Annotated in this window: 13 protein-coding genes; 8 read left to right on the plus strand and 5 right to left on the minus strand. The window is 64.9% G+C overall.

Translation table 11 applies throughout. From position 1 onward, the window contains the following. Positions 1-13: 13 nt before the first annotated feature. Positions 14-778 carry a uracil-DNA glycosylase gene (locus ACFVWT_RS12860; protein ID WP_390248284.1) on the minus strand — a complete coding sequence of 255 codons (765 nt, stop codon included), beginning with the start codon at positions 776-778 and terminating at the stop codon, positions 14-16. Between the two features lie 276 nt (positions 779-1,054). On the opposite strand from ACFVWT_RS12860, the gene ACFVWT_RS12865 reads away from it, so the two are divergent. From ACFVWT_RS12865 to ACFVWT_RS12890, 6 genes are all read left to right on the plus strand, one after another. Next, a complete protein-coding gene (locus tag ACFVWT_RS12865) occupies positions 1,055-1,327 on the plus strand; it encodes a DUF3263 domain-containing protein (RefSeq protein ID WP_390248781.1) in 273 nt (90 codons plus the stop codon). Between the two features lie 50 nt (positions 1,328-1,377). Next, a complete protein-coding gene (locus ACFVWT_RS12870; RefSeq protein WP_390248286.1) occupies positions 1,378-2,016 on the plus strand; it encodes a LytR C-terminal domain-containing protein in 639 nt (212 codons plus the stop codon). Positions 2,017-2,184: 168 nt separating this feature from the next. Beyond that, positions 2,185-2,388 carry a cold-shock protein gene (locus tag ACFVWT_RS12875; protein WP_390248288.1) on the plus strand — a complete coding sequence of 68 codons (204 nt, stop codon included), beginning with the start codon at positions 2,185-2,187 and terminating at the stop codon, positions 2,386-2,388. Continuing rightward, positions 2,388-3,686, plus strand: coding sequence for an ABC transporter substrate-binding protein (locus tag ACFVWT_RS12880; RefSeq protein WP_390248290.1), 1,299 nt, complete (start codon positions 2,388-2,390; stop codon positions 3,684-3,686). The genes ACFVWT_RS12875 and ACFVWT_RS12880 overlap by 1 nt, the downstream gene beginning before the upstream one ends. Before the next feature lie 295 nt (positions 3,687-3,981). Next, positions 3,982-5,619 (plus strand): chaperonin GroEL, encoded by a 1,638-nt coding sequence (gene groL, locus ACFVWT_RS12885; RefSeq protein ID WP_011690644.1) that lies wholly within the window; start codon positions 3,982-3,984, stop codon positions 5,617-5,619. 246 nt (positions 5,620-5,865) lie between these two features. After that, positions 5,866-6,825, plus strand: coding sequence for an RNase H family protein (locus ACFVWT_RS12890; RefSeq protein WP_390248292.1), 960 nt, complete (start codon positions 5,866-5,868; stop codon positions 6,823-6,825). 5 nt (positions 6,826-6,830) lie between these two features. On the opposite strand, the gene ACFVWT_RS12895 is transcribed toward ACFVWT_RS12890, so the two are convergent. From ACFVWT_RS12895 to ACFVWT_RS12905, 3 genes are all read right to left on the minus strand, one after another. Next, on the minus strand, positions 6,831-7,118 hold the full coding sequence (locus ACFVWT_RS12895; RefSeq protein WP_011690647.1) for a WXG100 family type VII secretion target: 288 nt from the start codon (positions 7,116-7,118) through the stop codon (positions 6,831-6,833). A gap of 115 nt (positions 7,119-7,233) precedes the next feature. Beyond that, entirely contained in the window at positions 7,234-8,724 is a 1,491-nt protein-coding gene (locus ACFVWT_RS12900) for a sensor histidine kinase (protein WP_390248294.1), read from the minus strand. 2 nt (positions 8,725-8,726) lie between these two features. After that, the gene (locus tag ACFVWT_RS12905) at positions 8,727-9,437 is read right to left on the minus strand and encodes a response regulator transcription factor (protein WP_390248296.1); all 711 of its coding nucleotides are present in this window, start codon (positions 9,435-9,437) and stop codon (positions 8,727-8,729) included. A 279-nt stretch (positions 9,438-9,716) separates the two neighbouring features. On the opposite strand from ACFVWT_RS12905, the gene ACFVWT_RS12910 reads away from it, so the two are divergent. After that, the gene (locus tag ACFVWT_RS12910; protein ID WP_043479064.1) at positions 9,717-9,974 is read left to right on the plus strand and encodes a hypothetical protein; all 258 of its coding nucleotides are present in this window, start codon (positions 9,717-9,719) and stop codon (positions 9,972-9,974) included. A 7-nt stretch (positions 9,975-9,981) separates the two neighbouring features. After that, complete coding sequence (locus ACFVWT_RS12915) at positions 9,982-10,851, plus strand: FHA domain-containing protein (protein WP_390248298.1); 870 nt, start codon at positions 9,982-9,984, stop codon at positions 10,849-10,851. A 77-nt stretch (positions 10,852-10,928) separates the two neighbouring features. Here ACFVWT_RS12915 and ACFVWT_RS12920 read toward each other — a convergent pair whose 3' ends face one another. Continuing rightward, positions 10,929-12,584, minus strand: a complete 1,656-nt coding sequence (locus tag ACFVWT_RS12920; protein ID WP_390248300.1) for a DNA repair helicase XPB — start codon at positions 12,582-12,584, stop codon at positions 10,929-10,931. Between the last annotated feature and the right edge of the window lie 13 nt (positions 12,585-12,597).

Below are 12,597 nucleotides of genomic sequence, written 5' to 3' on the forward strand. Positions count from 1 at the left end.
GTCCGGGTGAAGGTCAGATCACGGGAAGTTCCCAGTCCACGGGCTCCGACCCCTGGGCCTTGAGGAGTTCGTTTGCCTTGCTGAACGGCCTGGACCCAAAGAATCCCCGCGCGGCCGACAACGGGCTGGGATGGGCGCTGGCAAGGACCGGAGTGTCTCCAAGCAGCGGGCGGACGCCCTCGGCATCCTTGCCCCACAGTAGCGTTACGAGGGGCGCTGCCGTCCCGCCGGCGGCGCGGCGCCCGGCGACGGCGGCGATTGCCGCCGTCGTGATCGGTTCCCAGCCTTTGCCCCGGTGCGATCCCGCCGCCCCCGCGCGGACCGTAAGGACACGGTTCAGCAGGAGCACGCCCTGGTCCGCCCAGCGCGTGAGGTCCCCGTGGACGCGGGCCGGAAGGCCGAGGTCGGATTCGAGTTCCTTGTAGATGTTCGCGAGGCTGCGGGGAATGGGCCTGGTGTGCCCTTCCACCGCGAAGGACAACCCGATCGGATGGCCCGGGGTCGGGTAGGGGTCCTGGCCGACGATCAGGACCTTGACCGCGGCCAGCGGCCGTTGAAAGGCACGCAGGACGTTCGACGGCGACGGCAGCACCTGGTGCCCGGCCGCCATTTCGGCAGCAAGGTACTCCAGTACGCTCCGCAGCTCCGTCTCCACGGGAGCCAGCGCCGCGGCCCAGTCCCCAGCCATCAGGTGCTCCAGCGGCAGGTGTGCCATCTCGGCAAACCCCCCAGCCTCCACGGCAGGCTCCAGCTCGAACAAGGCTTCAGAATCAAACACGAGTCCATTGTCGCAGTGCCGGACTTGCAGGAGGCTGGCGGGTCCATTCACGTAGGCTCCGTTGTTGCGTGAGGAACGGGCGCAGGAGCCGGTGAACGCGGCCGTCAGCCTCCTTACACCGGCGTCACACTGCGTAAATGACAGGCGTGTTATTCGCCCGTACCATGGAAAGAGACTTTGACCGATCAAGTGGAGGATTTTGCCGTGGCCGAACCAGTGCGCGATGACCTGTCACTTGCGGACACCGGCAGCGAGGCGGCGTCCGAGGCGGACATCATGCAGGCTCCTCAGCCGGGCTCACGGCTGAGCGAGCGGGACCAGCAGATGCTGGCCCTGGAACGGCAGTGGTGGAAGTACGCAGGAGCCAAGGAACAAGCCATTCGTGAGCTGTTCGACCTCTCCGCCACGCACTACTACCAGATCCTCAACACGCTCATTGACACCGAGGACGCCCTGGCACATGACCCCATGTTGGTAAAGAGATTGCGTAGACTACGTACGTCACGCCAACGGGCACGCACGGCGCGCCGATTGGGCTCTGACGCTTAGGCGTCCGGGGCCGGGCAATCAGCAAGAACCAACAAGGACATCGTTTTACCATGACCAAATATGCTCGGGACGAATTCGACAGGGTCCCTGAGGCCTCCTCACGACAGGGCGTCCACAGGGTCGCCTCCGAGGCTTCCCGGCACCGTCTGGGACCGATCCTGGCGGTCGGTGTGGCGGCGCTGGCCATCGGACTGGTTGCTTTCCTGTTCCTGCCCAAGCTCGGATTTGCGCCTGCCGGCAGCCCGCTGATGGCTGCCGGGTCCGCGTTGGTCAGCCCCTCGGCTTCCCCTACCACCGAGGCTCCGCAGGGCACAGCATCTCCTGTCGCTGGGGCCACGTCTCAGCCGACCTCGGCTCCTTCCGCCAGTGAGACGCCTGCTGCCAACAGCTCTCCCTTCGCCGATGCGCCGGCTGTTGACAAGACCCAGGCCGTGGCCGTCTACAACGGGACCGCTACTTCGGGGCTCGCCGCCCGAGTGAGCAGCACCGTCGCCGGTGACGGCTGGACGCTGGGACCTGTGGGCAACTGGGGCGGAATGCCGCAGCAGTCCTCCGTGATCTACTACAGCGGGCCCGGGCAGAAAGCGAACGCGGAGGCCCTGGGGGAGCTCCTGAACATCCCGTCGCTGGTGGACTCCGCCGAGTTCCAGTTGCCTGTGGTTGTGGTTCTCGGGCCGGGGTTCCAGTAAGAATTTCGGTTACGCCTGAATAACTATTAGGGGCTCACAGGGGCGGGGCCTGCACCCGGCAAACGGCAATGGCTAGAGTGATTCCGGATGCCGCGCCTCAACGCGGACCGTCCCGACGGCGCACAGTGACGTGGGCCGGACACAGAGCAACCGGAAAGTGTGGGCAACATGGCATTGGGAACCGTCAAATGGTTCAACGCCGAAAAAGGCTATGGCTTCATCACCGTTGACAGCTCCGGAGACGACGTCTTCGTCCATTGGTCGGCCATCGAGGGGGAAGGCTACCGTGCCCTGGACGAAGGGCAGCGAGTGCAATTCGAGGTAGGCGAAGGCGAGAAGGGTCCCCAGGCCGAGAACGTCCGGACGGCCTGATGCCACCCGCCGCGGCAATGCATGGCACCAGCGCCCCTGCCCGGCCCGGACCCGCCCGGCCGCGGTTCGCCGCAACAGCGGCTCTTGCGGCGGCAACGGCGCTCGTGCTGGCCGGCTGCTCGGGCCAGACCGGCAACGCGCGTGTTGATGCAGTCGACGCCGGCGGCGATGGCACCCTGCGGATAGGCCTGCTGCTGGACAACACCGGAAAGCAGTCCTTCCTCAACTCCGCACAGCTCGCCGCAGCCAAGCTGGCGGTCCAGGAGATCAATGCAGCAGGGGGCCACAAGGGTCGGCCGGTGGAACTGCTTCCCGAAAAGATCGGCGAGGACACCACCTCCCGGGCCAAGGAACTGGTGGCGGCCAAGGCGGATGTAGTCATCGGTCCCACTGACTCGAGCCGCGCCCCGGAGGCAATCGACGTCCTGTCTCGGGCCAAAGTGGCCATCATCTCGCCGGCGAATGCAGCGCACGGCCTCACCCGGTACCGGAGCGGCGGATACTACTTCCGTACGTCGGCGGCAGACACGGCCCAGGCGTCAGTGCTGGTGAAACTGGCCAAGGACAGCGGTGCCCGGACAATAGCGATCATCCACGAGGACGGGATGTACGGCAAGGATGTCTCTGTGGCCGTTGCGGCGGCAGCGAAAGCTGCCGGTCTTGGAACGGTGGCGGAGGCTGCGTTCACCGCCGGCCAGGCACAACAGGCGGCAGCTGCCACCAAGGCCGCAGGGCCGGATTCGGTCATTCTGGTGGCCCGGGCCGGAGCCCAGGGCGCAATCGCGGAACTCAACAACGCGGGGCTGGCTGGCAGCAAGCTGGTTCTCAGTGACGGAGCGATTAGACAGTACGGCTCGGCGCTCGGATCCAAAGCGCTTGAGGGCGCCCGCGGGATCCTGCCGGGTGTCTTCCCTTCGGCGCACTTCCAAGGCGAACTGGTTGCGGTTGATCCAGGGCTCAAAGACATGACCTTCGCAGCGGAAACTTACGACGCCGTGAACCTGGCCGCCATCGCCGCGGCAGCAGCCCAGGACGACGCCGGATCATCCGTCGCCGCGAAGCTGATCGCGGTTTCCGGGCAGCAGGGCTCGGAAACGGGTGAACCCTGCAGGAGCTACAAAGAATGCGGGGATGCCATGAGGGCCGGTAAGCGCGCGGATTACGACGGCGAATCCGGGCCGATCGGCTTCGATTTCAACGGCGACGTCACCACCGCCAACTACATGGTGTTCACGTATTCCGCGGATAACAGAGCCCGGATGAGTGGAACCGAAACTGCAGCCCGCGCCGGCGGCTGATCGCTCCTAGCGTAGTACGGGCCGCAGGAGGGCCTTTCAGCGCAATCTCTGCTTGCACTCTCCCCGGGGGAGTGCTAATTATTGACTTAGCACTCCCACGGACTGACTGCTAAATCAACGCCCGGTTCCGGCCGGCTGCGGAGAGAGCGGGAAGGACAAGGAGCGAAAGAAATACCTTGCTGGGGTGAGATCCCATCCGCGCGGCATACAGAGGCCGTCGGTGAAGGATCGTCCGTCGCGGGCACCGCAGTGAAGGTTCATTCTTAACGACTGTCCCGAAAGGACTACTGCCGTTATGGCCAAGATCATTGCATTTGATGAAGAGGCACGCCGCGGTCTTGAGCGGGGCCTGAACATCCTCGCCGACGCCGTCAAGGTCACCCTCGGCCCGCGTGGACGCAACGTCGTCCTCGAAAAGAAGTGGGGCGCCCCCACGATCACCAACGATGGTGTTTCCATCGCCAAGGAGATCGAGCTGGACGATCCCTACGAGAAGATCGGCGCCGAGCTGGTCAAGGAAGTTGCCAAGAAGACGGATGACGTCGCTGGCGACGGCACCACCACGGCGACCGTGCTCGCACAGGCCCTGGTCAAGGAAGGCCTGCGCAACGTCGCGGCCGGCGCTGATCCGTTGTCCCTGAAACGCGGTATCGAGAAGGCTGTTGAAGCCGTCACCGCCGAACTGCTGGCGTCTGCCAAGGAAATCGAAACCAAGGAAGAGATCGCCGCTACGGCATCCATCTCCGCCGGTGACGACGAAATCGGCGCGCTCATCGCTGAGGCGCTGGACAAGGTCGGCAAGGAAGGTGTCATCACCGTCGAGGAGTCCAACACCTTCGGACTCGAGCTTGAGCTCACCGAAGGCATGCGCTTCGACAAGGGCTACATCTCCGCTTACTTCGTCACCGACGCTGAGCGCCAGGAAACGGTCCTCGAAGACCCGTACATCCTGATCGTCAACTCCAAGATCTCCAACGTCAAGGAACTGGTTGCTGTCCTCGAAAAGGTCATGCAGTCCAACAAGCCGCTGCTGATCATCGCCGAAGACATCGAGGGCGAAGCCCTGGCCACCCTGATCGTTAACAAGATCCGTGGCACTTTCAAGTCTGTCGCCGTCAAGGCTCCGGGCTTCGGCGACCGCCGCAAGGCGCAGCTTGCTGACATCGCCATCCTCACGGGTGGCCAGGTCATCTCCGAGGAAGTCGGCCTCAAGCTTGAGACCGCCGGCCTCGAACTCCTGGGCAAGGCACGCAAGGTCGTTGTCACCAAGGACGAGACCACTATCGTCGAGGGTGCAGGCGACGCCGACCAGATCGCCGGTCGCGTCTCCCAGATCCGTTCCGAGATCGAGAACTCCGATTCCGACTACGACCGCGAGAAGCTGCAGGAGCGCCTGGCCAAGCTGGCTGGCGGCGTTGCAGTCATCAAGGCCGGTGCCGCTACCGAAGTTGAGCTCAAGGAGCGCAAGCACCGCATTGAGGACGCTGTCCGCAACGCGAAGGCTGCTGTTGAAGAAGGCATCGTTGCCGGTGGTGGCGTGGCCTTGATCCAGGCCGGCGCCAAGGCGTTCGCCAACCTGCAGCTCGAAGGCGACGAAGCAACGGGCGCCAACATCGTCCGCGTTGCCATTGACGCGCCGCTGAAGCAGATTGCATTCAACGCCGGCCTCGAGCCGGGCGTTGTTGTGGACAAGGTCCGCGGCCTGCCCGCAGGTCACGGCCTGAACGCCGCAACCGGACAGTACGTCGACCTGCTGGCTGCCGGCATCAACGACCCCGTCAAGGTAACGCGCTCTGCCCTGCAGAACGCTGCTTCCATCGCGGGCCTCTTCCTCACCACCGAAGCCGTAGTGGCCGACAAGCCGGAGAAGAACGCTCCGGCCATGGGTGGCGGCGACGACATGGGCGGCATGGGCGGCATGGGCGGTTTCTAACCTGCCCGACGTCCCTGACGCAGCAACTAAGTGCGGCCCCCTCGCTTCGAGGGGGCCGCACTTTGCTTTTCACGGGGACTGAAGTGGTGGTGGACTATTTGCGGGCCGTCGCCAGCATCCCTTCGGCTTCCTTCGTGAACTCCTCCGCGGCGGCCGAAGGTGACGTGCGATCATAGGGGGCTTCATTGGTCCGCCACGGGGAAGCGCAGGAACCACATTGTCGGGCCGGTCTGGCAGGATAGTGCGGTGACGATTACTGCAGCAGCCGACGGTTCGGCTTTAGGAAATCCCGGTCCCGCTGGTTGGGCCTGGTACGTGAATGACGACTGCTGGCGGGCTGGCGGCTGGCCGCACGGCACAAACAACCAGGGCGAGCTGATGGCCGTGCTGGACCTCTTCCGGTGCACTGCGCACCTTCCCGAGGAGGAGCTGCATATTCTGTGTGACAGTCAATATGTCATCAACTCGGTTACCAAGTGGATGCCCGGCTGGAAACGCAAGGGCTGGCGGAAGGCCGATGGCAAGCCGGTCTTGAACGTGGAGATCCTGCGGGAAATCGACCAGGCGCTGAGCGGGCGCAAATACCGCTTCGAGTGGGTCCGTGGCCACGCCGGACACGATCTGAATGAGGCAGCGGACGATCGTGCGCGGGCTGCTGCGACTGCCTATCAGCAGGGCATCGCCGTGAGGTCCGGGCCGGGGTTCGTCCGCGGCGACGACGCCTCTGCGGCCCCCGCAGCCAAAACACCGGCGGTGCAGGAGTCCTTGACGCCTGGAAGCGGCAATCAGCCGGATCTTTTCAGCGAACCGGACCTCTTCAGTGAGCTGGAGACAGATCCGTTCGCGGCGCCGGCCGGGCAGGAAGCAGCTCCCGAGGCCGTTGTTGAAGCGCTGGAACGGGAGCTGCTTAACCCGGATACCCGCGCCGACATCGGGCGGACCGGCGTGCTGCTCCACCCGGAGTTTACGGAAATCGGCAGCTCCGGGAGGCTGTGGACGCGGGATTCAATGATGATGTCGCTCGAAGAGAACCCCGGCAGTGCAGCTGAACTGGAGATGATCGGCGCGGAGCGGATCGGCCCTGAAACGGTCCTTCTGACCTACCGCAGCAAGGGCCGGGAGGGATCGTCGCTCCGCAGTTCGCTCTGGGTTCTCGACGGAAAACGGTGGCGCCTGCGCTTCCATCAGGGAACACCGGAAGCCTAGTCCGGTCAGCTGAACCGCTGCGTATTGCCCTGCTCTGCCTGGGCGTATGTGGCGGCCGCCGAGGCGAGGGCAGTGTTGATGGATGCGAGGGCGGCCTCCACTTTGCCCTGCGTGATGGTCCACTCGGTGATCAGCCCTTGGAAATTGGTGGCCGCCGATCCGCGCCATGTGCCTTGCAGCTCGTCCAGGCCCCGCTTCATCGCCTGGACGTCCGTGCTGATGCGGTCAACAGTAGCTTTGACGTTGGCAGATTTGAGCTGGAGCAGTTCGGTATCAACAGAGATGATGCTCATGGGTATTGTCCTTCGACGCTGTTCGGAAGCTTTTTCGAGCTTGCGGGCGGCCTGGGTGTTCGGACCGCTACGTCGAGCCTAAGAAGCGCACGGAAAGCCGCGCTACGGCTGCTGCCTATATGTGGACAACTTCGCCGCCATCGCCGCCGTCGAGCTCACTGTCTGCATGGCCGGCCGTCTCGTCCTGGAACGGGAGGCTCACCACCATAGTGGCGCCGCCGCCGTCGGTCGGGACCACCCGGACGGAGCCTGAATGCGACCCGACAATGGCGGCAACGATGGCCAGGCCGAGACCGCTGCCGCCGGTTTCGCGGGTCCGCGACGTGTCCGCGCGGTAGAAGCGCTCAAAAATCCGGGGTGCTTCGTCCTCCGGAATCCCGGCACCATGGTCGCGGACCTCGATGACGGAGGACCGCCGGCCGGCGTCGTCAGTCCGGACCCCTACGGCTATCTCAACGGGTGTTCCGGCGGGGGTGTAACGGAGGGCGTTCCCCACCAGGTTGCCCACCACCTGGCGCAGCTTTGCCTCATCGCCCAGCACCGGGGCGGGGGACGGCGAGCCGCCGTCGAGGCCTATCAGCGCAATGGTCCGGTCCCGGTCACTGGCCTGCGTGTCCACCACGGCGTCGTTGGCGAGGAGCAGCAGATCCACAGGCTTCTGCTGGAGGGGACGCTGCTCGTCCAGCCTGGCGAGGAGCAGGAGATCCTCCACCATGGAGCCCATCCGCTTGGCCTCGCTCTCAATCCGGCCCATCGCGGTGGCCACGTCCTCTTCCTTGGTCAACGCGCCTTGGCGGTAAAGCTCGGAGAAACCGCGGATCGTCACGAGAGGGGTGCGGAGTTCATGCGAAGCGTCAGCGGCAAAGCGGCGCATCCGCTCTTCCGATGCCATCCTGGCCGCGAAGGCGGACTCAATATGGCTCAGCATTGCGTTGAGGGAGCCGCCCAGCCGGCCCACTTCCGTGGCGGGATTCTCCACGTCCACCCGGCGGGAGAGATCACCCGCGGCGATTGCGGCGGCGGTCCTCTCCACGCGCGCAAGCGGCCGGAAGGACCTGGACACCGTCCACGTAGCAATAAAGAAGGCGAGCACCAGCGTCAGGAAGCCCACCCCGATCACTACCAGCGAGGCGTGTTCCACGACCGAATCCACCGGTGCCAGGGGCAGGCCGATGATGACGACGGCATTGCGCTGGTTGCCGTCGAGGACCGGCAGCGCCACGACACGCCAGTTCCGTCCGTCGGTACCCCGGACCTGGAAGGGGGTCAGGTCGAGCTTGTTGGCTTCGGCAGGGGACAGGGTGTCGATGTCCGGGTGCGAGTCCTTGCTGCCGCCGAAGGGGAACGCGTCCTGGTCCTGACGCAGGAGCATCAGGGAGTAATCAGTGGGGATGTTCGGATTCTGCTGGAGCAACTGACTGAAGGACTGCTGCTGCTTGACGGAATTGACGGCGACCTTGAGCTTGTCGTCAACCTGCCCCTGCAGATAGCTGTGCAGGAGAGTCAGTGTGCCGGAACCGGTCACGACAAGTGCCACCAGCATCAGTGCCATCATGATGGCCACCAGCTGGGAACGCAGCGAGGCCGACTTCCAACGGTGCAGCAAGGTCAGCGCTTCTCGGCTGTCCGCAGTACGTACCCCACCCCGCGTTTGGTCTGGATCAGGGCTGGGGCGTCGGGATCGATGTCCACCTTGCGCCGCAGGTAGGAAATGTAGGACTCCACGATGGACGCGTCGCCGTTGAAGTCGTACTCCCAGACGTGGTCCAGGATCTGGGACTTTGACAGCACCCGGTTCGGGTTCAGCATCAGGTAGCGCAGGAGCTTGAACTCGGTCGGCGAGAGTTCAATGACGGTGCCGCCGCGCCGCACCTCGTGCGCGTCGTCGTCGAGTTCAAGGTCGTCCACACGGATGACCGCGTCGTCGTCGACAAGGGGCTGGGTGCGCCTCAGCACGGCACGGATCCGGGCCACCACCTCGTCCAGGCTGAAGGGCTTGGTGACGTAGTCGTCACCGCCCACGGTGAGGCCGGTGACCTTGTCCTCGGTGTCGTCCTTGGCGGTGAGGAAGAGGACGGGGAAGTGCTTGCCGGAGGCACGCAGCCGGCGGGTCACCGTAAACCCGTCCATGTCCGGCAGCATGACGTCGAGCACGGCAAGGTCGGGGGCATGGAGCTCGGCGGCGGCGAGGGCGTCGCGTCCGTTGCCGGCCGAGACAACCTCGAAGCCTGCGAACCTCAAGGAGGTGGAGAGCAGCTCGCGGATGTTTGGTTCATCATCGACGACAAGCAGCTTGGCTTCGGGACCGTTCTTTTTCATACCTCCCATGATGCTCCCAGAATCTGGGAGTTTTCTGAATGAATGTTGGGTGTCCCATGAATGGACCCGGGTGCTGGGCACCGTATTGCGGCGTTGGCCCTGTCCAGGTGCCGGCGCGCAGGCTCACATGACCCCTGCCGGGAACCCTTTCCGTGGAAAATTCGTTCGCGCCGCGAAGGGTTTCCACCGCTACCAGCCGGTACTAGAGTGAGGCCACTGAGTCCACCAGGATTCGGGACAAATCGTACATGCGGCACCCAATGAAGGGGATTTTCCACCATGACGGAAATAAACGCGCCCGAAAGTACCCGTACGGCCGACCGCAGTATCCGCGACTGGGCGGACCTTGCTGAGGAAATGTGGTCCTACCTGACGGGGAAGGGCGCTGCGATCAACTACAACTTCATCGACATGACAGTGGAGGTTCCGCGTGACATCGGCCCCGACGCCCCGCGCGCTACCTGGAAGCTCAACGGCAGCCTTCGGGTAACCACCAGCGACAAAGATGCCCTGGGGTCAGACGAGAACCGGAGCTGAACCGGACGTGAACGGATTCCGCCTCGACATGGATCTGGACTTCTCCTTCACCGATGAGTCCGGAACGGTAACGCGGGGAACGGCCCGGGCCGGCGGCAGTGAAGTACGCATCGCCGTGGACGGCCTGGAATCGTTCAGTTCCAGTGGCATGCCGTCGCTCGATGACATCCGCCCGCTGGCCCAGACCTTGGCGGACCGGGGACTAACGGTGGTGGTTGACGGTCCGGACGGACATATCGTGAGCCTCGGCGCGGTCACCAGCCCGGCATCGCAGCGGCTCATCACACGCTCGCCCCATATCAAGCTGGGAAAGCTCGGTGCCTTGGCGCCGCTCATGAAGCGTGGACGGCGCCCGTCGCGGGGATTCTCGCTAATGCCCCCGCAGACACCGCTGCCGTTGCTGCCGACCGTCAGGCGGAAAATCGTCCGCCGTGTCACCACCACCCACCACACACGGGGGAGCGGCAGGCCACGGCTCATTTTTGTCCAGGACTCGGCCACTTGGAACGGCCAGGTGCCGCGCGAATTCACGCTGAGCAGGGAGATCGTGAGGATAGGCAGCGAAGCAGCCTCGGACGTCCAGCTTCCCGGGCTGGACGGCCTCCATGCGGAAATAGTCCATAACGCCGACGACGAGTATGTATTGGTGCCGCACGGAAAGGTCACTGGCAGCGTCGCGTCAACGGGCGAGTCCGTCCTTCGCACGGGGGCGCGAATCCAGATGGGGCAGTGGTGCCTGGCATACTTCCGCGAGGAATTCGCTGACCACGGGCGTCCCTTCGGCGGGCGCAGCGGCGGGGAACTGGCCTACCAGGCGCCGCAGCTTGATCCGCGGACCGGAACCACGGAGCGTGACGGTTCATGGGGGGTCAGCTGACCGCCGTCCGCGGGTAGCCTTGCGGGACAGCGGGACAGCGGGACAGCGGGAACACGGGGCCTGGCGCTGCGGCGGCCTCAGGTGGCGGTAGGATTCCGTCCAACGTCTTTAGCGTCCATGATCCGGTACGCGTATCCCTGCTCGGCCAGGAACCGCTGGCGCTTGGCCGCGAAGTCCTGGTCAAGGGTGTCCCGCGCCACCAGGGAGTAGAACCGCGCCGCGCGGCCGTCCTGCTTGGGGCGCAGCAGGCGGCCCAGGCGCTGGGCCTCCTCCTGCCGGGAACCGAACGAGCCGGACACCTGGATGGCTACCGAAGCTTCCGGGAGGTCGATGGAGAAGTTGGCCACCTTGGAAACCACCAGGGTCTGCACCTCGCCCGCGCGGAAGGCCTCGAACAGCTTCTGGCGTTCCTTCACTGACGTGTCACCTTTGATCACGGGGGCCTGGAGCCGTTCACCCAGCTCGTCCAGCTGGTCTATGTACTGGCCGATGACCAGGAGCTGCTCACCCCGGTGCTGCTCCACGAGTTGTTCCACCACGGTGGTTTTCGTTTCGGAGGTGGCGCACAGCCGGTACTTGTCGGCGTCCTCGGCCATCGCGTAGGCGACACGTTCGTCGTGCGGGAGGTCCACCCTCACTTCCACGCAGTCCGCGGGCGCGATGTAGCCCTGGGCCTCGATGTCCTTCCAGGGGGCGTCGTAGCGCTTCGGACCGATCAGGCTGAAGACTTCGCCCTCGCGGCCGTCCTCGCGCACCAGCGTTGCCGTCAGCCCCAGCCGCCGCCGGGCCTGCAGGTCCGCGGTCATCCGGAAGATGGGTGCCGGCAGGAGGTGGACCTCGTCGTAGATGATCAAACCCCAGTCGTGGCCGTCCACCAGTTCAAGGTGGGGGTAGAGGCCTCCGCGTTTTGTCGTCAGGACCTGGTACGTCGCGATGGTGACCGGGCGGACTTCCTTGACCGAGCCCGAGTACTCGCCGATCTCGTCCGCCGTCAGCGAGGTCCGCTTGAGCAGTTCGTCCTTCCACTGCCGGGCGGACACGGTGTTGGTCACCAGGATCAGGGTTGTGGTGGAGCTCGTGGCCATGGCCGCCGCACCCACCAGCGTCTTGCCCGCACCGCAGGGGAGCACCACGACGCCGCTGCCGCCGGCCCAAAAGTTCTCGGTGGCCAGTTGCTGGTACGGCCGGAGCTTCCAGCCGGATTCGTTGAGCATGATGGGGTGCGGCGTGCCGTCCACGTAACCGGCCAGGTCTTCGGCGGGCCAGCCGATCTTGAGGAGCAGCTGCTTCAGCTGCCCGCGTTGGGAGGAGTGGACCACCACGGTCTCGCCGTCGATCCGCGGACCCAGCAGCGGCTGGATCTTCTTGGCGCGGCAGACCTCCTCGAGCACTGGATAGTCGCTGGTCCGCATCACCAATCCGTGCTGCGGATCCTTTTCCAGCCGCAGCCTGCCGTACCGGGACATCGTTTCTTCGATGTCTATCAGCAGGGAATGCGGTACGGGAAAGCGCGAATACTTTAACAGCGTGTCCAGTACGCGTTCCGCGTCCAGCCCTGCCGCGCGGGCGTTCCACAGGCCCAGCGGAGTAAGGCGGTAGCTGTGCACGTGTTCCGGCGCCCGCTCCAGCTCGGCGAAAGCGGCGATGGCGTGCCTGGCTTCCGTTGCCTTCTCATGGTCCACTTCGAGCAGGATTGTCTTGTCGCTCTGGACGATCAGGGGACCGTCGTTCACGGCGTCCAGGCCC

Source organism: Arthrobacter sp. NPDC058288, from assembly GCF_042880995.1.
Classification (GTDB): Bacteria; Actinomycetota; Actinomycetes; order Actinomycetales; family Micrococcaceae; genus Arthrobacter.